This is a genomic window from Kitasatospora sp. NPDC094019 (assembly GCF_044764505.1).
Classification (GTDB): Bacteria; Actinomycetota; Actinomycetes; order Streptomycetales; family Streptomycetaceae; genus Kitasatospora.
In genome coordinates, this window is sequence record NZ_JBIWIF010000011.1 from 77,636 (window position 1) to 98,518 (window position 20,883).

Genomic DNA, 20,883 nt, shown 5'->3' on the forward strand with positions numbered 1-20,883 from the left:
GAGCCCTCTTGACCGCCGTCATCGCGGAAGCCGCCGGCCCCGCCGAACCCGCCGGACCCACCCCGTCCACGAGCCCCGCCGCTCCCGGACCGACCGGCCGGGGGCGGATCGTCCTCGCCCGGCTGCTCGCGGCCCGCTGGGCGGTGGCCGGACTGGTCGTCGTCCTGCTGCTGTTCCTGCTCGCCTTCGGCGGCGAGCTCCTCACGCCCTGGGACTACGCCACCCCCGACTACGGCGCGCTGCGCCAACCCCCCTCGGGCACCCACTGGTTCGGCACCAACGGGGTCGGTCAGGACGTCTTCGCGCAGACGATCCGCGGACTGCAGAAGTCGCTGGTCATCGGCCTGCTGGTGGCGCTCTTCTCGACCGTGCTGGCCTCCCTGGTCGGTGCCTGCGCCGGCTACTTCGGCGGCTGGACCGACCGGGTGCTGATGTTCCTGGTCGACCTCATGCTGGTCTTCCCGAGCTTCCTGGTGATCACGATCGTCTCGCCCCGGCTGAAGGGCGCCGGCTGGCTCGCCTTCGTCCTGCTGCTCGCCCTGTTCAACTGGATGATCACCGCCCGGGTGGTCCGCTCGATGACCATCTCGCTACGGGAACGCGAGTTCGTCCGCGCCGCGCAGTTCATGGGCGTCCGACCGCTGCGGATCATCGCCCGGCACATCCTGCCGAACGTCGCCTCCTTCCTCATCATCGACGCCACGATCGCGGTCGGCGGCGCCGTGATGAGCGAGACCGCGCTCTCCTACTTCGGCTTCGGCGTCAAGGCACCCGACGTCTCGCTCGGGACCCTGCTCGCCGCCGGCACCAGCGAGGCCCCCGTCTTCCCCTGGCTGTTCTACTTCGCCGCCGGGCTGCTGGTGCTCTTCGTGCTGGCGGTCAACCTGATCGGCGACGGGCTGCGGGACGCCCTCGACCCCACCTCGGACGCCGCCCGACGGCCCCGCCGCTCCCGGGCCGACGCCCGCGCCCGTGCCCGCGCAGAGAAGAAGAAGAGGACCAGCGCGTGACCGCCCCCACCGCGACCCCCACCGCGACCACCGCCACCGGGGCCCCGCTGCTGCGCGTCCGCGACCTGCGGGTCGACTTCACCGGCCCGCGCGGCTCCGACCCCGTCCCCGCCGTGCGCGGCGTCGACCTCACCCTGCACCGGGGCGAGACCCTCGGCATCGTCGGCGAGTCCGGCTCCGGGAAGTCCGTCACCGCGCTGGCCGTGCTCGGCCTGCTGCCCGGCACCGCCCGGGTCCGGGGCTCGGTCCGGCTGGACGACCGCGAGCTGATCGGCCTGCCCGGCCGCGAACTGGCAGCCGTCCGCGGCCGACGGATCGCCATGGTGTTCCAGGACCCGTTGTCCGCCTTCACCCCCGTGTACCGGATCGGCGACCAGCTCGTCGAGGCACTGCGGATCCACCGGCCCGGCCTCGGCCGGGCCGCCGCCCGCGCCCGGGCCGCCGAACTGCTCGACCTCGTCGGCATCCCGGCCCCCGACCGCGCCCTCGACAGCTTCCCGCACGAGTTCTCCGGCGGCATGCGCCAGCGCGCCATGATCGCCATGGCCGTCGCCAACGACCCCGACGTACTGCTCGCCGACGAGCCCACCACCGCCCTGGACGTCACCATCCAGGCGCAGGTGCTCGACGTGCTGCGCACCGCCCGCCGGGAGACCGGCGCCGCCCTCGTCCTGGTCAGCCACGACCTCGGGGTGATCGCCGGGATGGCCGACCGGGTCGCGGTGATGTACGCGGGCCGGGTGGTCGAGACGGCGGGCGTGGACGAGTTGTTCGCCGCCCCGCGCCACCCGTACACGCTGGGCCTGGTCGGGGCCGTCCCCCGGCTGGACGGGCGGCGCGGACCGCTGGTGCCGATACCCGGCACGCCCGCCCCGATGGCCGAACTGCCGCCGGGCTGCCCGTTCGCCCCCCGCTGCCCGCTGGCCGAGGACCGCTGCCGAACCACCGAACCACCGCTGACCGGCGACGGGGCCGCGGGGACCGACGCGGACATCGACACGGACAGCGGTACCGACAGCGCTACGGACACCGGGGCCGACGGCCCGACCGACCCGACCCGCCACCTGGCGGCCTGCGTCCGGTCCGGCGAGCTGGCCGAGCGGCGGCCCGCGCCCACCGAGGTCTACCCCGTGCCCGAGCTCCCGCCCGCCCCGGCCACCGCACCGGTTCCCCGGGAGCTGCGCCCGCCGGTCCTGGAGGTCGAGGGGCTCACCAAGACCTTCCCGCTGCTCAAGGGCACCGTCTTCAAGCGCCGGATCGGTTCGGTCCACGCGGTGGACGGCGTCGAACTGTCGATCCGGGAGGGGGAGACCCTCGGCCTGGTCGGCGAGTCCGGCTCCGGCAAGTCCACCACCCTGTTCGAGCTGCTGCGCCTGGCCGGCCCCGAGTCCGGACGGATCGAGCTGCTCGGCCGGGACACCGCCGAGCTCTCCCGCGCCGAGGCCCACCGGATGCGGTCCGATCTGCAGATCGTCTTCCAGGACCCGATGGCCAGCCTCGACCCCCGGATGCCGGTCGGCGACATCGTCGCCGAACCCCTGCGGGCCCAACGGGCCGGCAAGGACGAGATCGCCCGCCGGGTGCCCGAGCTGCTCCGCCAGGTCGGCCTCGATCCGGCCCACGCCGTCCGCTACCCGCACCAGTTCTCCGGCGGCCAGCGGCAGCGGATCTCGATCGCCCGCGCGCTGGCCGTCCGGCCCCGGCTGCTGGTCCTGGACGAGCCGGTCTCGGCGCTGGACGTCTCGATCCAGGCCGGGGTGCTCAACCTGCTCCAGTCCCTCAAGGCGGAGCTGGGCCTCTCCTACCTCTTCGTCTCGCACGACCTCTCGGTGATCCGGCACCTCGCCGACCGGGTGAGCGTGATGTACCTGGGGCGGACGGTGGAACAGGGCGAGGTGTCCGCCGTCTTCGACCGCCCCCGGCACCCCTACACCCGGGCCCTGCTCTCGGCCGTCCCGCTGCCGGACCCGGACGCCGAGCGGACCAGGACCCGGATCCTGCTGGCCGGGGACCCGCCCTCCCCCACCGTCCGGCACACCGGCTGCCCGTTCCGCGCCCGCTGCCCGGTGTACGCGGGACTCGACGCGGGGGCGCGCGGCCGGTGCGAGACGGAGGCGCCGCCGCTCACCGGTGCCGGCCCGCTGCCGGCGGCCGCGGGCGGACCGGCCCCCGACCACCGGGCCGCCTGCCACTTCCCGGAGGGGTGACGGGGCGTCCACCCCTTCCCGGAGGCCCGGCGCACGGGTGTCCGCCGCTCGCACCCGAACGGCGGAGGCCCGCCTGGCGGGCCTCCGGGAGCCGTGCGACAACTGCTGCTATGACCTGGTCCAATCTGACGATCATGTTCGGCACCCTCGCCGTCGTCGCCCTGGGCCTCCACCTGCTCCCCCGTCACCCCCTGCACAAGGCCCGGCCGCCCAGCAACGAGGTGGCCGCCGCGATCTTCGCCATGGTCGGCGTGCTCTACGCCGTCCTGCTGGCCTTCGTGGTGATCGTGGTCTGGGAGGCCGCCGACGAGGCCCGCGCCACCACCTTCCGCGAGGCCGACCACCTGGCCGGCCTGTACTGGAACGCCCGCCAGTTCCCCAGCGCCCAGGGCGCCGAACTGACCACCCTGACCCTCCAGTACGCGCACAGCGTGATCGACGACGAGTGGCCGATCATGCAGGACGGCCACACGAGCGCCCCCCGGACCACCGAACTCGTCTACCGGATCCGCGACACCACCAACGCCCTCGCCCCGGTGGGCCCGGGCCAGCAGGTCCAGTACGAACACGCCGTCGGCCATGTCGAGGGGCTGGCCACCGAGCGGCGGGCCCGGCTCAGCCGGATCCAGGACGCCGTCCCGCCCCTGCTCTGGGCCCCGCTGGTCCTCGGCGCGGTGCTGTCGATCGCCTTCGTCTTCCTGTTCAGCGTCTCCAGCCTGCGGCTGCACACCACGATGGCGCTGATCATGACCTCGATGATCTGTGTGGCCCTCATCGTGGTGAAGGAGATGAACTACCCGTTCGACGGTCTGAGCGCCGTCCATCCCGACGCGTTCGAGGTCTTCCTCGCCCGGCTGCCCACCACCCACTGACCGCGGCCGCTCCCTGCTCACGGACCCACCGCCACGGTGAGTGACCACGCTGTCGCGATTCGGCGGATCGGCCCGAATGCGTGTAATGTCTTCCAGGTCAGCAGGCGCCGCTAGCTCAGTTGGTTAGAGCAGCTGACTCTTAATCAGCGGGTCCGGGGTTCGAGTCCCTGGCGGCGCACCGACGGTCGAAGGCCCCCTCGCAGCAGCGAGGGGGCCTTCGGCGTTCCCGCGGTCCCGGATCGTTCCTCCCCGTTCTCCCCAGGACCCGGAAACGGCGGCGGTTCGGCGGGTAGCGTGGGCTTCCGTCCTCGCACCGGAGGTGCCGCCGCCGTGGATTCCCCCGGACCGCCCGCCCAGCCCGGCCCGTCGGACCCGTACGCCCCGTACGCCCCGTCCGACCGCCTCCCGCTCGCGCTCGCGGAGGAGTTGCTCCTGCTCTGCACCGACCCGGACAGCGGCACCCTGCGGGTCTCCCGGGCCGCCTTCCAGCGGGCGGTCGCGGCCGCGGTGCTCGCCGAACTGCTGCTGGCCGGCGCCATCACCGCCGAGGACCGGCGGATCACCGCGTTCCGCCCCGTCGAGGCGCGCGACGAGGTCACCGCCGAGGTGCTCGCCCTGCTGGGGCGGACCGTCTGGGGGCGCGGGCCCGGGCTGGACCGGATCATGCGCCGGGTGCCGCGGGCGCCGGCGGTGCGGTCCTTCCGGGAACGGCTGGTCGCCAGCGGGCACCTGACCCTCGAACGCCGCCGGATCCTCCTGCTGGTGCCGTACCGCGCCTGGATCCCGGTGCGCGCCACCGTCGGCGCCGAGATCGCCGAGCGGATCACCGCCACCCTGTCCACCACGAAGTCGGCGCCCGGGTACGGCCCCGGCGTCCCCGGGTGGGGCGCCTTCCCGGCGGCCGAGCGGGACCGGCACCTGGCCGGGCTGCTCTGGGCCGCGATGCTGGACCGCCGGCTCTTCCCGGGCCGGGCCCACGCCGAGCTGCGGAAGTCCTTCCGGGTGGTGGCCCGGGAGCAACCGGTCGCCCAGGCCCTGCGCCGGGTGGTCGGGGCGGACAACGCCAGCGGCGGCTGAGCGGCGGGAGCGGACGGGTGGCCCGCCGGGTTCAGCCCGGCCCCCGGGACGTGTCCAGGACCGCCGAGGCCACCGCGTCCGGCCGGTCGAACATCAGCAGGTGCCCCGCCGGGGCGGTGCGCCGGTACTCCGCGCCGAGGAGTTCGGCGAGCCCCCGCTGGGCGGCCAGCCACTCCTCGGTCCGGGGGCCGCCGAGCCCGTCGTCGGCGGCGAGCACGGTCACCGGCAGAGCGGCCGGCAGCGGCGCGGCGCGGCGCAGCGCGGCCAGTTCGGCGGCCATGTCCAGGTAGTGGGTGTTCTCCCGGAGCAGCGCCCGCAGCGACCGTCCGGTGCGGTAGCAGCGCCGGACCAGCGGCGCGGGGGCGAGGTCCTCGTGCCGCACCGTGGTGGCCCGGGCGACCGTCCGGCGGGCGGTGGGCCCGAGCAGGTAGGGCACGGCGACGGCGGTGGCGGCGGCCGCGGTGGCGCGCGCCGCGAGGTCCCGCAGGCCGGGGGCCGGGCGCGGCCGGGGGTCCGGTTCGACGCTGCCGTCCAGCAGTACCAGCCCGGCCGTCCGCTCGGGGTGGAGCCGTGCGAACGCCTCGGCGTGGAAGCCGGCCAGCGAGTGCCCGGCCACCGTGCAGGGCCCGGGCAGGTCGAGCGCGTCGAGGACGGCCCGGATCCGGCGGGCCTCCCCGGCGGCGGTCGGGACGGGCCGGTCGGCCGGTTCGGGCGCGCTCAGGCCGTAGCCGGGGCGGTCGAAGCGGACGACGGTGCGGTACGGGGCGAGGAAGGGGACCACGAGGTCCCAGTCGAACCAGCTGCTGCCGAGCCCGCCGGTGAGCACGCACACCGGACCCAGGCCCTCGACCCGGACGTGCAGCGGGGTGCCGTCGATCCGGACGAAGGCGGGCCCGCCCCCGCGGTCGTCGGCACCCCCGTGACCGTCGGTGCCTCCGGGTCCGTCGGCGCCCTCGCGATCGTCCGGGCCGCCTGGGCCGTTCGGGTGCTCGGGGCCTCCGGCGCCCTCGGCGGTCGGGCCCCGGGCGGCGCTCATGCCGGGTCCCGCCGTTCGGTCCGGGACGGCGCGGCGGTGGTCGGGACGTGGTGACCGGCGCCCCCGGCGTCCGCCGCGAGCGGTCCGGCGGCGCCCCCGGCGGCGGGACCGGTCCGGTCCGGCAGGCCGAGGGCCGCCGCGAGCAGCCCGAGCCAGAGGGCGACGAGCAGTACCTGGAGCCGCTGACCGGCGCCCAGCGCCCAGGTGCCGTGGCCCGCCTCGAAGGCGGCGATCGCGCCCAGGCTCCAGCCGGTGGCGAGCACCTCGGCGCCCAGGAGCCACGGGCCGTACCGGTGCACCGGCGCCCACCGGCCGTAGCGCCGGGCCGCGACGGTGAGCGCGGTCAGCCCGCCGAGCGCGCCGAGCATGGCCAGACTGCTGGTCACCGCGTGCGCGGTGTGGGTGGCGGGGACGAGGCCGGCGGTCTCACGGGCGGCGCACATCTCGTCACTGGTGGGCGCGCAGCTCAGCGGGAGCCGGGAGTCGGCCGCGGTGGCTGCGCCGAACAGCGCGAGCGCGGCCCAGCCGCCCACTTCCCAGCGGCGCCGGCCCGGGTTCTCCCCGGCCGCCGGGCGGCGGAGGTGGAAGGCGGACAGCGCGAGCAGGGCGGCGGCCAGCACCGCGAGTCCGGCGACCAGGTCGGTGGCCCGGAAGAGGCCGCCCAGCGGCTGGTCCTCGGCGGCGAGCTCGCTGATGTACGCCTGGACCGGGTCGAGCCCGGTGCTGAGCACCACCTCCAGGACCCACGCGGTGTACGCCACCGCGCTGAGCAGCAGCAGCGCGGCGACGGCCCTGGCGGCGGTCACCGGTCGGGCCGGGACCGGGCGCGGGGCGGCGTCACCGGTCGGGCCGCGGGCCGGGGCGGAGCTCGTGGGGAGGGTGCGCCGAGCGTTCCGGCGACCGGGGTGGGAGCTGGGCACGAATCCACCCTAGCCGTCGACAAACTCCACCCCAACCGGGCGGAAACGGACAGGACGATCCCGGTGACGTCCGGGTGGTTCGAGGCACCCTTCGGAAGCGTGTATTGTTTTCCTCGTCAGCAGGCGCCGCTAGCTCAGTTGGTTAGAGCAGCTGACTCTTAATCAGCGGGTCCGGGGTTCGAGTCCCTGGCGGCGCACAGACACCGGGGAGCCTCTCGTTCACACGAGGGGCTCTCCGGCTTTTCGCTGCCCATTGACGCCCGATTTGTGTGTGATGTCGGTCTCGCTTCCCGTCACGGTGGAGCCAACCGGTACCTTCGGCGCGTTCTGGGCTGTACACCGGAAAAGGGACAAAGGTCCCCGACCGCCGACGGTCCCGTCCGCGCGGGCCGGCACGGCCGTACGTGCCGCCGCCCCGCCCCGGGAATCCCTCCCCGTCGTCCGCCCGCAGGAAAGGCCGCCGCTTTGTCCCGTAACGCCCTGAGCGGCGCGCAGCGCACCCGGAAGACCAAGGTCCGACGGCCCCGGCGCACCGGCTGGCGCCGGCTGATACCGACCTGGCGGACGACCCTGGTGGGCCTGGTGGCCTCGGTCCTGCTCGGGGTCGGCCTGTTCGCCCTCGGCATCGCCCTGGTGAAGGTGCCGGACGCGCACGCGGCCGCGACCACCCAGAGCAACACCTGGCTCTACCAGGACGGCTCGGTGCTCGCCCGGACCGGCCAGACCAACCGCCAGAACGTGGCGCTGGACAAGGTCTCCCCCGCCGCGCAGCACGCGACCCTGGCCGCCGAGGACCGCAACTTCTACCACGAGGGCGCCGTCAACGTGTCCGGGATGATCCGGGCCGCCCTCAACACCGCCAAGGGCGGGGCCACCCAGGGCGGCTCCACCATCACCCAGCAGTACGTGAAGAACACCTACCTGAGCCAGGAGCAGTCGGTCAGCCGCAAGGTGAAGGAACTCTTCATAGCGATCAAGGTGGACGCCACCGAGACCAAGGACGAGATCCTCTCCAGCTACCTGAACACCTCCTACTACGGGCGCGGCGCGTACGGCGTCCAGGCCGCCGCCCAGCAGTACTTCGGCGTCGACGCCGACAAGCTCGACGCCGCCCAGGGCGCCTACCTGGCCACCCTGCTGAACGCCCCCAGCGCGTACGACGTGGCCACCGCCACCCCGGCGGGCAAGCAGAACGCGGTCAACCGCTGGAACTACGTGCTCGACGGCATGGTGAAGGAGGGCTGGCTGCCCGCCGAGGAGCGGACCGCCACCGCCTTCCCCGAGGTCAAGGACCCGCAGGCGCAGCTCGGACTGTCCGGCCAGGCCGGCTACCTGGTCAACGCCGCGACCGAGTACCTCACCACCAACCAGATCATCGGCGAGTCCGAGCTGGCCAAGGGCGGCTACACGATCAGGCTGACCGTCGACCCGGCGCGCCAGCAGGCCCTCCAGGACTCCGTCCAGGCCCAGCTGCACGACACCCTCAACCCGGACAAGCGCAAGAAGGACGCCGCCGTCCAGGCCGGCGCCGCCTCCGTGGACCCGAGGACCGGGGCCGTGGTCGCCCTCTACGGCGGGGTCGACTACACCAAGCACTACATCGACAACGCGACCCGGCGGGACTACCAGTCGGGCTCGACCTTCAAGGCGATCGCCCTGGCGGCGGCGCTGGAGAACAACGCCAGGACCCAGTCCGGCCAGACCGTCACGCCGCGCACCGTCTACGACGGCACCAGCGAGCGCAAGGTCCGCGGCGGGAAGGGCACCCCGTACGCGCCGCCGAACGAGGGCGACAAGAGCTACGGCCAGATCACCCTCCAGCAGGCCACCGACTGGTCGGTGAACTCGGCCTTCGCCCAGCTCGCCCAGGACACCGGGCTGGCGAAGGTGCGGGACACCGCGATCGCGCTCGGCCTGCCCAGCAACACCCCGTCCCTGGAAACGGTGCCGTCGATCCCGCTGGGCACCTCGACCCCCAGCGTGCTCGACATGGCCGGGGTGTACGCCACCCTGGACAACGGCGGCAAGCAGATCACCCCGTGGCTGGTGCAGTCGGTGGACCGCGAGGGCGAGCCGGTCGCGCTGCCCGCCCACAAGACCACCCAGGCGGTCGGCGAGCAGACCGCGCGCCAGGTCACCTCGATGCTCCAGGGTGTGGTGGCCGACCAGGGCGGCACCGGCTGGCGGGCCAAGGCGCTGGGCCGGCCGGCGGCGGGCAAGACCGGCACCACCGACGAGCACAAGTCGGTCTGGTTCGTCGGCTACACCCCGGAGCTGGTCACCTCGGTCGCGCTGTTCGGCCAGGACCCGGGCACCGGCGCGCAGGTCAGCCTGAGCGGCACCGGCGGACTCGACGGCGCGGCGGGCGGGCAGTACCCGGCGCAGATCTGGACCGCGTACATGAAGGCGGCGCTCAAGGGCCAGCCGGTCTCCGACTTCCCCGCGCCCTCGGGCGCCGAGGACTCGGGGCGCGGCGGCTGGGGCTCCTCCGGGGCCGGTGCCTCGCCCAGCCCCTCGGGCGGCGCGAGCTCCGCACCGGCCGCACCGGACGGGTCGGCGACGCCGTCCGGCGGACCGTCGCCGCAGGCCGGCCAGGGCGGATCGGGCGGTTCCGGTGGATCGGGTGCCGGTTCCGAGCCCACCACCGCACCGAGCACCGGGGCGACCACGGCACCGCAGCCGACCGGGGGCACCGGCGGCTCCGGCACCGGCGGGGCGACCAGCACCCCGACCCAGCCGGTGACGCCGCAGCCGACCGGCAGACCGACCAGGACCCCGGCGCCGACCACCACGCCGACCACGGCACCGCAGCCGACCGGGGGCACCGGCGGCTCGGGGACCGGCTCGGGCACGGGGTCCGGCACCGGGTCCGGCGGCGGCACCGGAACGGATACGGGCACCGGGACCGGCTCCGGCCAGTAGCGGGACCTCACTCCGAGTGACGTGCAGGACCGAATAACGAAATGACCCCTTACCGGAATTGCGGTCCTACTGTCACAATTCGTCGGTGCACAGCTCGAAGTCCCCGCTCGGCCGCTCCGACCGCTCCTCCGGCCGGACCCTCGGTCTCACCCTCGCCCTCGTCTCCGCGGTCGCCTTCGGCGGTTCCGGCACCGCGGCCAAACCGCTGATCGAAGCCGGGCTGTCGCCCCTGCACGTGGTCTGGCTACGGGTGACCGGCGCCGCCGTCGTCCTGCTGCCGCTGGCCTACCGCCACCGCGCGGCCGTGCTGCGGCGGCCCGGCCTGCTGATCGGCTTCGGCCTGCTCGCCGTCGCCGGTGTCCAGGCGTGCTACTTCGCCGCCATCTCACGGATTCCGGTCGGCGTCGCCCTCCTGATCGAGTACCTCGGCCCGCCGCTGCTCATCGGCTACGTCCGGTTCGTGCAGCGGCGGCCGATCAGCCGGGGCGCCGCGATCGGCGCCGGCGTCGCGGTCGCCGGACTCGCCTGCGTGGTCGAGGTGTGGAACGGACTGAGCTTCGACCTGCTCGGGGTGCTGTTCGCGCTCGGCGCCGCCTGCTGCCAGGTCGGTTACTTCGTGCTCGCCGACGCCGGGAGCCGGGGCGAGCGCCCCGTCGACCCGATCGCCGTCAGCGCGTTCGGTCTGCTGATCGGCTCGGTCGTGCTCACCGCCCTCACCCGCCCCTGGCAGGCGGACTGGGGCCGGCTCGGCGGGGACGTGGTGATGAACGGGCACACCCTGCCGGCGCTGATCCCGGCCGCGTGGATGGTCCTGGTCGCGACCGTGCTCGCCTATCTGACCGGCGTCGTCGCCGTCCGCCACCTGTCGCCGCCGGTCGCCGGCGTGGTGGCCAATCTGGAGGCGGTCGTGGCGACCGTGCTGGCCTGGGTCCTGCTCGGCGAGCACCTCGGCCTGCCGCAGGTGACCGGCGGTCTGCTGGTGCTGGCCGGCGCCTTCGCGGCCCAGGCGAGCAAGCCCGCCGCCCCGGAGACGGTGGGAGCCGCGGGCCCCCCGGGAGCCGCGGACGGGTCCGGGACCGGCGGGAAGAACGTACGGACCGGGCCGGACGCGGGCCTCGCGGCGGTTCCGGCGGGCGCGACCGCACTCGGTGAACGGCTCGCGCGGGCCGCCGGGGCCGGCGAGCAGCTGGAGAAGGAGCGCGGCCGGGAGCGGTGACCGGAACACCGGGGACCGGAGCCGGTCCCCGGCCGGATCAGCGGCCGACCCAGCCGAACCAGTCGAGGTGGCCGAGCGGCCACACCACCGCCGACACCGGACCGACCACGTTGTCCACCGGCACGGCGCCCCCGCCCGGACCGCGCTGGTGGTACCGGGAGTCGGCGGAGTCGCTGCGGTGGTCGCCCTCGACCCAGACATGGCCCTGCGGCACCGTCACCGGGCCGAAGTCCAGGCCGGCGCAGGAGTCGTCCCCGGGGTGGAGGTACGGCTCGTCGACCTTGGCGCCGTCGACCGTCAGCGTGCTGCCCGAGCACTGCACGGTCTGCCCGCCTGTCGCGATCACCCGCTTGACCAGGTAGTTGTCGTCCTTCGGCGGCACCAGGCCGACGAAGGAGAGCGCCGAGCCCAGCGCGTCGGTGAGCGGATTCCCGTCGGTCGTCTGCGGCGGCAGCCAGCCCCCCGGGTCCTTGAACACCACCGGCTGACCCGGCTCGGGCTTCCAGCCGGTCAGCGGGGCGAGCTTGTTGACGCCGACCCGGTCGCCGATCCGCAGGGTGTTCTCCATCGAACCGGAGGGGATGGTGAACACCTGGAACAGACAGGTCTTGATCAGCAGCGCGACCACCAGGCCCACCGCCGCCATGGCCGGGATCTCGATCCACCACGGCCGCGGCCGGCGCCCCGACCGGCCCTTCTTCGGCGACCTGCTCCGGCGCCCCTCGGCGGCCCGGCGCGCCCGTCGGGCGTCGGCCCGGCCCCCGACCGGGGCACCCGGGGCCGCGGCCCCGGCCCCGGCATCGCCGCCGTGCGTATCAGGCAGGTTCACCGCCATCGTCGCTGCTCCACTCTCCGGCTGCGGGGGAACCTGCACGCTACGCCAACCGGGGATCCTGGCGAAATCGGGCGTTTACCCGCGCCCGACATCCCTCCGGGCCCGACCTCTCCCCGGGGCCCGGCCCTTCCCCGGCCCGCGGCTCCGGCCCCCGGTCGGGGCCGCGGGCCGCGCGGGCCGTCAGACGGCGTCGTTCCCGCCGGTCACGGTGTCGCTCGCGATGGCCTCGTGGTGGCGGATGACCTCGGCGATGATGAAGTTGAGGAACTTCTCCGCGAACACCGGGTCCAGGTGCGCGCCGGCGGCCAACTCGCGCAGCCGCTTGATCTGGGCCCGCTCGCGGGCCGGATCGGCCGGGGGGAGCTTGTGCTCGGCCTTGAGCCGGCCGACCCGCTGGGTCGCCTTGAAGCGCTCGGCCAGCATGTGGACCACCGCGGCGTCGATGTTGTCGATGCTCTCGCGCAGGCTGGTCAGCTCGGCCCGCACGGCGTCGTCGACCCCCTCGGGCAGTCCGGCGTCGGGGGTCGTGGGGTGGTCCGTCATCGGGGCGGCTCCGCGGCTCTCTCGGTCTTGCGCCCGGCCGTCCGGCGGCCGGGCCCGGGCCCGGGCAAATCTAACAGGGCGCCCGACGCGGGCCCGCACCATTTGGCCGATCGGTCCAGGATATGGACGGCACACGGACCGACCGCCGGACAGCGCTCCGAGCTGCCGGGGCCCGCCCGCAGGAGGCCGGGCCGGCGCGGGCGGCCGAGGGATTTTCGGACTCGGCGGGCCGAGGCGCTACTTGTGGCGGGCCCCCGACCTGCACGTAGGCTGGGCGCGGCATGACCGGACGTGACGAACCAGCAGTTCCTCATTCTATGGAGGTACCGATCGTGGCAACCACCCGCACCGCCCACACGGCTTGGGAAGGCAACCTGGTCGACGGCAAGGGCCAGGTGACGTTCGCGTCGTCCGGCATCGGCGAGTTCCCGGTGTCCTGGCCGGCCCGGGCCGAGGCGCCGAACGGGCTGACCAGCCCGGAGGAGCTCATCGCGGCCGCGCACTCCGCCTGCTTCTCGATGGCTCTCTCGCACGGCCTGACGGGCGCGGGCACCCCGCCCACCAAGCTCGACACCAAGGCCGACGTGACCTTCCAGCCGGGCACCGGCATCACCGGCATCCACCTCACCGTCACCGGTGAGGTGCCCGGGCTGGACGAGGCCGGCTTCGTGGCCGCCGCCGAGGACGCCAAGGCGAACTGCCCGGTGAGCCAGGCCCTGACCGGCACCACCATCACCCTCACGGCCGAGCTCGCCTGACCGTCCGGTCCACCCGCTCCTCCTGTTCCTCGGCCCCGATGGGGCGCGCGTTCGGCGCTCCGCCGGGGCCCGAGGGCGCACTTCCGGAGCACACGCCCTCGGCGCACATCATGTGATGTGTACCGGGGGCGTCCGCATGTATCGCCGCACTTGCCCCCAAAGCCGACGAATCACCCTGGCGGCGGTCACCGCGCGTTGCCATCGCGTCCTATGATCGGCCGCAGCACCCTGTTCTCACGGTTCCTCAGGCGGGCTTCGGCCCGGCCCGCTCCGTCCCGAGCGTTCCGCCGCGCCGCCCGTCCCCAGGAGCCCCGGCAGGGTGCGGAGCCGGCCGCCGCAGTCGGGTGACCGGCCGGACCAGCGTCAAGCGTCAGCAGCGGACGGGAGCATGCCGTGCCGGGCCAGAACGAGGGGGCCGACGCTCATCACCCCGGCGTACGGCGCGAGGAGCCACGGGCGCACCACCGCCTCCCACCACCGGCCCTCCATCCCGTCGGCGGCGCGAACGGCGGCGCGAACAGCGGCGCGACCGGCACCGGCTCCACTGCCCAGGCCGTTCTGGAGGGCCTGGCCGGCCTGGCCGACCTTGCCCACGCGACCGGCGGCGGCCCGCTCTGCCCGACCTGCGCGCGGCCGCTCTCCGACGACGCCCACCGGACGGCCGACGACGGCCCCGACGGCGCGGCCCCGGACCGGGGACCGGCCGCCCCCCAGGGCGGCGACCGGCAGCTGGCCGCCCTGCGGGTGAGCGAGGCCCGGCTCCGGGCCGCCTTCTGGGACGCCGGTATCGGCATGGCCCTGATCGACCCCGAGGACCGGATCATCGAGGTCAACCCCGCCTTCGCCACGCTCACCGGACGCACCGTCGGCGAACTGGCGCGGATCCACATCCACGAGATCGTCGATCCCGAGGGCATGCCGCACCGGCTCTTCCCGGCCCTCGTCAACGGCGAGCACGACCGGCTCCGGGTCGAGAAGCAGCTCAAGCACCGCGAGGGCCGAACGGTCTGGAGCAAGGTGACCGTCTCGCTGATCCGGGACGCCGAGGGCGGTCCGCTCTACACGCTCGCGCTGGTCGAGGACATCACCGAGCAGCGCCGGCTCGGCGACCGGCTGGAGTACCAGGCCCTGCACGACCCGCTGACCCGGCTGCCCAACCGGACGTACTTCTTCGAACGCCTCGACGCCGCCTGCCTCACCGCCGACCGGTCGACGACGCCCCCGCCGTCGGCCGGGGACGGGCCCGGGGACACGGCGGACGGCCCCCGGGTCGGCGTCTGCTACCTGGACCTCGACGGGTTCGCCGCGATCAACGAGACCCTCGGCCACCACATCGGCGACCAGTTGCTGATCGCCGTGGCCACCCGGCTGCGCCGCGGCTTCTCCGCGCACGGCACCCGGCTGGTGGCGCGGATGGGCGGGGACGAGTTCGCCGTCCTGGTGACCGACAGCCGGGGCAGCGACCAGCTGACCGAGCTGGCCGCCCGGATCCTCGAAGCCCTGGAACGCCCGTTCGACGTGGCCGGCCACCGCCTGGTGGTCACCGCCAGCGTCGGCGTGGTCGAGCGCTCCGTGCACGAGACCACCCCCACCGACCTGGTCAAGGACGCCGACGCCACGCTGTACTGGTCCAAGGCCGACGGCCGGGCCCGGTGGACCCTCTACGACCCCGACCGGGGCGCCCACCAGCTCACCCGCCAGTTGCTCGCCACCGCCCTGCGGCCGGCCCTGGAGCGCGGGGAGTTCACCATCGAGTACCAGCCGCTGGTCGGCCTCGCCGACGGCGCCGTGCACGGCGCCGAAGCCCTGGTCCGCTGGCGCCACCCCCGCTACGGGACCCTCTCGCCGGACCGCTTCATCCCGCTCGCCGAGGAGTCCGGGGCGATCGTGCCGCTCGGCAAGTGGGTGCTGGAGGAGTCCTGCCGCCAGGCCCGGCGCTGGCTCACCGAGTTCCCCGAGACCGAGACCTTCGTGAGCGTCAATCTGGCCGCCCGCCAGATCTGGGACTCCGACGTGGTCGCCGATGTCGCCCAGGCCCTCGAACGCACCGGACTGCCGGCCCGGCTGCTGCAGCTGGAGATCACCGAGAGCGCGCTGCTCGGCCCCGGCGGGCGCCCGCTCCAGGCGCTCCAGGCGCTCGCCGACATGGGCGTCCGGATCGCGATCGACGACTTCGGGACGGGCTACTCGAACCTCGCCTACCTCTCCCGGCTCCCGGTGCACGTCCTGAAACTGGACGGCACCTTCATCGAGGGCTTCCGCGACCCCTCCCCGACCGGCTCCCGGGCGGAACTCCCCGAGTCCGGCGCCCGGCGCAGCGACGCCGACGAGCAGATCGTCGGCGCGATGGTGCAGCTGGCCCACACCCTCGGCCTGACCGTGACCGCCGAGGGCATCGAGAGCGCCGCGCAGGCCGAACGACTGCGGCTCACCGGCTGCGACACCGCCCAGGGCTGGTACTTCGCCCGCCCGGGCGAGGCCGAGCTGGTCGCGGCGATACTCCGCGACAGCCGGGACGGCCGGGAGGGCGGGGAGGACCAGGGCGGGGAAGGCTAGGGACTGCCTCCGGCCCCCGCCCCGGGAAGGGGCCGAGGGCCGGAGACCGGGACCAGGACCGGGACAGGGACAGGGACAGGGACCGGGACCGGGGGTCAGTCGGCCTCGGGCCGGGCCCCGGTCAGGCCGTACGCCTCGGCGATCAGCCCGTAGGACCGCAGCCGCGCCTCGTGGCCGTGGATGTGCGAGGTCACCATCAGCTCGTCCACCCCCGTCCGCTTGCGCAGCGCCTCCAGCCCGTCGGCCACCTCGCCCGGCGAGCCCAGCACGACATTGCCGAGCCACTCGTCGATGAAGTCGGCCTCCGCCGGGCTGTACGGGTAGGACTCGGCCTCCTCCGGCGTGGGGATCGGGCCCGGGTTGCCACGGCGCAGCCGGAGCATGCCGAGGGCCGCGGAACGGGCGAGACGGCGGGCGGCGGCCCGGTCGTCGGCGGCGACCGCGCCCACCCCGATCAGCGCGTACGGCTCGTCGAGGACGGCCGACGGTCGGAACTCCGAGCGGTAGAGGTCGAGCGCCGGGAGGGTGTTGACGCTGCTGAAGTGGTGCGCGAAGGCGAACGGCAACCCGAGCCGGCCGGCCAGCTGGGCGCTGAAGCCGGAGGAGCCGAGCAGCCAGACCGGCGGCCGCCCCTCGCCCTTCGGGACGGCGGTCAGCCGGGAGTAGGCGTGCTCGGCCGGGAAGCTGCCGTCGAGGAAGTGGGTCAGCTCCGCGAGCTGGCGGGGGAAGTCGTCGGCGCCCTCGCCGAGACCCCGGCGCAGTGCCCGGGCGGTGGCGGCGTCGGTGCCGGGGGCCCGGCCGAGGCCGAGGTCGATCCGGCCGGGGTGGAGCGCTTCGAGCAGGCCGAACTGCTCGGCGATCGCCAGCGGGGCGTGGTTGGGCAGCATCACGCCGCCCGAGCCGAGCCGCAGGCTGGTGGTGTGGGCCCCGAGGTGGGCCAGCAGGACGGCCGGGGTGGAGCTGGCGACACCGGGCATGCCGTGGTGCTCCGCCACCCAGAAGCGGTGGTAGCCCCACTCCTCGGCGCTGCGGGCGAGGGCCGTGGTCGCGGCGAGCGCCTCCGCGGGCGTGTGGCCGACCCCGACGGTGGCCAGGTCGAGAATCGACAGCGGGGCCGGCGCCGTTCCCCGGGCCGTGCCCCGGACCGCGTCCGCGGCGGGTGCCGCGCTCCCGTCGGCCCGCTGCTCCGCCCGCCTGTCCTCGGTCGTCATGCCGTCCGTCCTCCTGGCCGTGGAAATTCCGTCCGCCGGTGGGTGCACCGGTGCCGGCCACTGGGGCGGTCGGTGCCGCCGCCGGTGCCGACAGTGGTCAACCCCGGCCGCGGTCCCCCTTGTTCCCCGCCGTGACCCCCGCCCCCTGTTCCCCGCCCCGTGCCGTCCGGCCGCGTCCCGCCCCCGCACCGGCCGTGTCCCGTCCGACCCGTTCGCGAACGCCCGTCCCGTCCGTCGTCCGGGGCCCCGGGGGAACGGGCGGAGGTTGACGCAGAGGTAGCGGACGAACACCCGTGGCGACTTCACGCCAGCGCGGGAATTCGCCAGCCGCAGGGCTCGCGGCCGGTGTCCGGCTTCCGGCAGGCTGGGATCCAGGCGGGTCACCCAACCGGATCCTCCTCACCAGCAAGGTCGTCGGGCTGGACCAGCGCCGACCGATCCCCGCGAGCCCCCGGAGCGGCACCCCGCCCCGGGGGCTCGTGCCATTCCGGGGCCGGACGGTACGCGCGGTCGTACCTCCGGCCGGGCCGGGTGGTACGGCCCCGGCTGTGAGCCGCCGCACAGCCGGGGTGCTTCATGGCATGAAAAGTCGAGGCGCTAGCGTTGTCCCTTGCAACCACTGCTCCTCCGGGCAGCCTGGAGGGAGGAAGCACATGGACATCGCGACACTGGCCGGATCCTCGTGGATCTGCGCCCTGGCACTCTGCGCCGTCCTCGGTGACGCCTTCCTCCCCTTCATCCCGAGCGGGACGCTCGTCATCCTCGCCGTGCTCAAGACGGCGCAGATAGACGGCGCGCCGCTGATGCTCGGGCTGGGCGTGGCGACCGCCTCCTTCCTCGGCGATCTGCTGCTGCTCCAGCTGGCCCGTCGCGGCGCCCCCATGGTCAACCGGCGGCTGGAACACCGCCCGAAGCTCGCGGCCAGCGTGGCCCGGGTCCAGCAGGCCCTGGACGGACGGACCACCCGGGCGGCGGCCGCCATGGTCGTGGTCGCCCGCTTCGTGCCCGCCGGGCGGACCATCCTCGATCTGGCCATCGGCCACTCCCCCGAGCACCCCCACCGCTTCCTGCGCTGGTCGGCGCTGGCCGCGATGATCTGGGCGGCCTACATCGTGACCCTGGGCTGGCTGAACAGCCACTGGTTCGACACCGCCTGGCTGAGCCTCGCGGTCTCCTGCACGGCCGCCACCGCGGTGAGCACCGCCATCGCGCGGATCGTGCGCCGCAACCGCCGGCTCTCGCTCGGCTGACGCCGCGACGGCACGCCCCTCGAATCGGGCGAAGCGTCACAGGACGGCAACAGAAGACATTTCTTCGCATCCCGTACAGGCGTACCGAGCGTGTTCATGGTCGGCGGCCCCGGTTCCCGGCTCCTTGGTGACCCGTGCGTCCGCGTGCAATCCTAACGACGGATAATCAATCAATTGTCCGATATGACTGATGCGGGCACGGCCACGGCCACCACCCGGTCCGGACGACCCCAGGGGAGACGATGGGCAGCATCTCGCGCAGGACCGTGCTCACAGCCACCGCCGCGACCGCGGCCCTCGGAGCGGTGACGGCCTGCTCCGGGGGCGGCTCGGGCCCGACCGCCGCCTCCGGTTCCAGCTCCGGCCCCGCTCCCGTCCCCACCACCGGCGGGGTGAGCACCGGAACCGGCACCCCGAGCGGCACCCCGACCAAGGGCAAGCCGATCGGCGACGGCTCCACCTCCGACACCGGCCCGCAGCCGAACCAGCCCAAGCCGGAGAAGCTCAAGCCCGGTGAGCGCCCCCCGCAGTTCGTGGTGTTCTCCTGGGACGGCGCCGGCGCGACCGAGGACGCCCAGTTCCCCCGGTTCCTCAAGCTCGCCGAGGAACACAAGGCTTCGATGACCTTCTTCCTCTCCGGCATCTACGCCCTGCCCAAGGGCAGGTCCGAGCTGTACCAGCCGCCGAAGCACTCGGTCGGCGCCTCCGACATCCCCTACCTTTCGGACGGCGCGGTCAAGAACACGATCAAGCTCGTCAGCCAGGCATGGCTGGCCGGCCACGAGATAGGCACCCACTTCAACGGCCACTTCTGCTCGACCCGCCCGGACGGCAACGGCGTCAACAAGTGGACCCCCGAGGACTGGCAGAGCGAGATAGACCAGGCCGTCGGCTTCGTCACCCAGTGGCGGACCAACACCGGCTTCACCGACGTCGACCCGCTCCCCTTCGACTACAAGAAGGAACTGATCGGCGGCCGCACCCCCTGCCTGGAAGGGCAGAAGGCCCTGCTGCCGACGGCCGCCGCCCTCGGCTGGAAGTACGACGCCAGCTCCTCGGGCGGCCAGCAGATCTGGCCCCAGAAGGTGCAGGACGGCAAGGTCTGGGACCTCCCGCTGCAGAGCATCCCGTTCCCCGGGCACACCTTCCAGGTGCTCTCCATGGACTACAACATCCTGGCCAACCAGTCGAAGGTCACCAACGGCGACCCGGCCAAGTTCAACGACTGGCGCACCCAGGCCAGGGACTCCTACCTGGCCGGCTTCGACCGCGCCTACAACGGCAACCGGGCGCCGTTCTTCATCGGCAACCACTTCGAGCAGTGGAACGGCGGCATCTACATGGACGCCGTCGAGGAGACCCTCAAGACCGTCGCGGGCAAGCCCGAGGTCCGGCTGGTCTCGTTCAAGCAGCTCGTCGAGTGGCTTGAGGTCCAGGACCAGTCCACCCTCCGCAAGCTGCGCACCCTCAACGTGGGGCAGGCGCCGGCCGGCGGCTGGGAGTCCTTCCTCGGCACCGCCGGCTAGGAGCCGCCGCCAGGGCCCCAGCGGGGCTACCCGGTGGCGGCCGTGGCCAGGCCCAGCGCGTACGGGAGCCAGAACTCGCCCGCCCGGGGCTCGCCCCGGCCGCACTCGCCGTCCGACTCCCCCGGGTTCTTGATCCACAGGAAGGCGTCCACCCCGGGCTGCCCGGTCTCCGCCGTGGGCGGAGTGCCGAGCGCCCGGCCGGGCGGGTTGCACCACGCCTCCGCGCTCAGCGGGCCGTTGCCGTTGCGGCTGGTGTCGACGACGAAGCCCTTGCCGTCCAGCAGGGCGGACAGCTGGGCCCCGTAGCCGGTGGTGCGGTCGGTGGGGTAGAAGTTGGAGACGTTCAGCGCGAAGCCGTCGGCCGCCCCGACCCCCGACCTGCGCAGGGCCTCGGCCAACCCGGCCCGGTCCTGCACCCAGCCGGGGTTGCCCGCGTCCAGGTAGACCCGCACCCGCGGACGCTTCTTCAACTCCTGCACGGCGAAGGCCAGCAGACCGTAACGCTCGGCGGCGGCGTCGCCCTTGACCCCGCAGGCGTCCAGGGTGTGCGCGACCGCGTCGGGCTCCAGCACCACCCAGGCCCGGCGGTCACCGAGCGCCTCCGCGAGCCCGGTGACCCAGGCCCGGTACGCGGCCGCGTCGGTGGCGCCGCCGGCCGAGTAGAGGCCGCAGTCCCGGTGCGGGATGTTGTAGGCGACGAAGACCGGCGTCCGGTCGGCCTCGGCCGCGCGGCGGCTCACCTGCTCGGCGGTGCCGCGGGCGGCCTGGTCGGTCAGCCACTGCGAGGACGGCCGGGCGGCGATCCGCAGCAGGGTGTCCGCCTCCGCCGTCCGGCCCTGGCCGCGCAGCGCGGTCACCTGGCGGGCGGCGGCGGTCTGGTCGGAGACGTAGAAGGTCTGGCCGGGGAGCTGCGGCAGCCCTCCGGGCACCGGCCCCCCGGACCC

The 20,883-nt window shown here is 74.4% G+C and carries 16 protein-coding genes and 2 tRNA genes; 12 read left to right on the plus strand and 6 right to left on the minus strand.

From position 1 onward, the window contains the following. The first annotated feature begins 8 nt into the window (after positions 1-8). From ACIQ9P_RS24565 to ACIQ9P_RS24585, 5 genes are all read left to right on the plus strand, one after another. A complete protein-coding gene (locus tag ACIQ9P_RS24565; RefSeq protein WP_402359943.1) occupies positions 9-1,010 on the plus strand; it encodes an ABC transporter permease in 1,002 nt (333 codons plus the stop codon). Continuing rightward, on the plus strand, positions 1,007-3,217 hold the full coding sequence (locus ACIQ9P_RS24570; protein ID WP_402359946.1) for a dipeptide ABC transporter ATP-binding protein: 2,211 nt from the start codon (positions 1,007-1,009) through the stop codon (positions 3,215-3,217). Before ACIQ9P_RS24565 ends, ACIQ9P_RS24570 begins: the two co-directional genes overlap by 4 nt. A 110-nt stretch (positions 3,218-3,327) precedes the next feature. Further along, positions 3,328-4,089: a DUF4239 domain-containing protein gene (locus ACIQ9P_RS24575; RefSeq protein WP_402359949.1), complete on the plus strand. Its 762-nt coding sequence runs from the start codon at positions 3,328-3,330 to the stop codon at positions 4,087-4,089. A gap of 104 nt (positions 4,090-4,193) precedes the next feature. Then, a tRNA-Lys gene (locus tag ACIQ9P_RS24580) sits at positions 4,194-4,267 on the plus strand. A 152-nt stretch (positions 4,268-4,419) separates the two neighbouring features. Next, the gene (locus tag ACIQ9P_RS24585; RefSeq protein ID WP_402359952.1) at positions 4,420-5,166 is read left to right on the plus strand and encodes a GPP34 family phosphoprotein; all 747 of its coding nucleotides are present in this window, start codon (positions 4,420-4,422) and stop codon (positions 5,164-5,166) included. Positions 5,167-5,197: 31 nt separating this feature from the next. On the opposite strand, the gene ACIQ9P_RS24590 is transcribed toward ACIQ9P_RS24585, so the two are convergent. Both ACIQ9P_RS24590 and ACIQ9P_RS24595 read right to left on the minus strand, forming a co-directional pair. Continuing rightward, positions 5,198-6,202, minus strand: a complete 1,005-nt coding sequence (locus tag ACIQ9P_RS24590) for an alpha/beta fold hydrolase (protein ID WP_402359955.1) — start codon at positions 6,200-6,202, stop codon at positions 5,198-5,200. Beyond that, complete coding sequence (locus tag ACIQ9P_RS24595; protein ID WP_402359958.1) at positions 6,199-7,122, minus strand: DUF998 domain-containing protein; 924 nt, start codon at positions 7,120-7,122, stop codon at positions 6,199-6,201. The genes ACIQ9P_RS24590 and ACIQ9P_RS24595 overlap by 4 nt, the downstream gene beginning before the upstream one ends. A gap of 123 nt (positions 7,123-7,245) precedes the next feature. Here ACIQ9P_RS24595 and ACIQ9P_RS24600 point away from each other — a divergent pair. The 3 genes from ACIQ9P_RS24600 to ACIQ9P_RS24610 all read left to right on the plus strand — a co-directional run bounded on the left by ACIQ9P_RS24600 (position 7,246) and on the right by ACIQ9P_RS24610 (position 11,260). Continuing rightward, positions 7,246-7,319 (plus strand) — tRNA-Lys (locus tag ACIQ9P_RS24600). Between the two features lie 268 nt (positions 7,320-7,587). Continuing rightward, complete coding sequence (locus tag ACIQ9P_RS24605) at positions 7,588-10,044, plus strand: transglycosylase domain-containing protein (protein ID WP_402359961.1); 2,457 nt, start codon at positions 7,588-7,590, stop codon at positions 10,042-10,044. A gap of 85 nt (positions 10,045-10,129) precedes the next feature. Beyond that, the gene (locus tag ACIQ9P_RS24610; RefSeq protein ID WP_402359964.1) at positions 10,130-11,260 is read left to right on the plus strand and encodes an EamA family transporter; all 1,131 of its coding nucleotides are present in this window, start codon (positions 10,130-10,132) and stop codon (positions 11,258-11,260) included. A 37-nt stretch (positions 11,261-11,297) separates the two neighbouring features. Here ACIQ9P_RS24610 and lepB read toward each other — a convergent pair whose 3' ends face one another. Both lepB and ACIQ9P_RS24620 read right to left on the minus strand, forming a co-directional pair. Next, positions 11,298-12,095 (minus strand): signal peptidase I, encoded by a 798-nt coding sequence (gene lepB / locus ACIQ9P_RS24615; protein WP_402359967.1) that lies wholly within the window; start codon positions 12,093-12,095, stop codon positions 11,298-11,300. Between the two features lie 180 nt (positions 12,096-12,275). After that, positions 12,276-12,638: a chorismate mutase gene (locus ACIQ9P_RS24620; RefSeq protein ID WP_030394177.1), complete on the minus strand. Its 363-nt coding sequence runs from the start codon at positions 12,636-12,638 to the stop codon at positions 12,276-12,278. Positions 12,639-12,970: 332 nt separating this feature from the next. Here ACIQ9P_RS24620 and ACIQ9P_RS24625 point away from each other — a divergent pair, with 332 nt between their 5' ends. Continuing rightward, positions 12,971-13,396: an OsmC family protein gene (locus ACIQ9P_RS24625; protein ID WP_402359970.1), complete on the plus strand. Its 426-nt coding sequence runs from the start codon at positions 12,971-12,973 to the stop codon at positions 13,394-13,396. A 393-nt stretch (positions 13,397-13,789) separates the two neighbouring features. After that, complete coding sequence (locus ACIQ9P_RS24630; protein WP_402359973.1) at positions 13,790-15,952, plus strand: putative bifunctional diguanylate cyclase/phosphodiesterase; 2,163 nt, start codon at positions 13,790-13,792, stop codon at positions 15,950-15,952. Positions 15,953-16,047: 95 nt separating this feature from the next. On the opposite strand, the gene ACIQ9P_RS24635 is transcribed toward ACIQ9P_RS24630, so the two are convergent. Further along, positions 16,048-17,163 carry an LLM class flavin-dependent oxidoreductase gene (locus tag ACIQ9P_RS24635; RefSeq protein ID WP_402359976.1) on the minus strand — a complete coding sequence of 372 codons (1,116 nt, stop codon included), beginning with the start codon at positions 17,161-17,163 and terminating at the stop codon, positions 16,048-16,050. Positions 17,164-17,816: 653 nt separating this feature from the next. Here ACIQ9P_RS24635 and ACIQ9P_RS24640 point away from each other — a divergent pair. After that, positions 17,817-18,413 (plus strand): DedA family protein, encoded by a 597-nt coding sequence (locus tag ACIQ9P_RS24640; protein WP_402359979.1) that lies wholly within the window; start codon positions 17,817-17,819, stop codon positions 18,411-18,413. A 242-nt stretch (positions 18,414-18,655) separates the two neighbouring features. Further along, on the plus strand, positions 18,656-19,939 hold the full coding sequence (locus ACIQ9P_RS24645; protein WP_402359982.1) for a hypothetical protein: 1,284 nt from the start codon (positions 18,656-18,658) through the stop codon (positions 19,937-19,939). A 26-nt stretch (positions 19,940-19,965) separates the two neighbouring features. On the opposite strand, the gene ACIQ9P_RS24650 is transcribed toward ACIQ9P_RS24645, so the two are convergent. Next, the gene (locus tag ACIQ9P_RS24650) at positions 19,966-20,868 is read right to left on the minus strand and encodes a glycoside hydrolase family 6 protein (RefSeq protein WP_402359985.1); all 903 of its coding nucleotides are present in this window, start codon (positions 20,866-20,868) and stop codon (positions 19,966-19,968) included. Between the last annotated feature and the right edge of the window lie 15 nt (positions 20,869-20,883).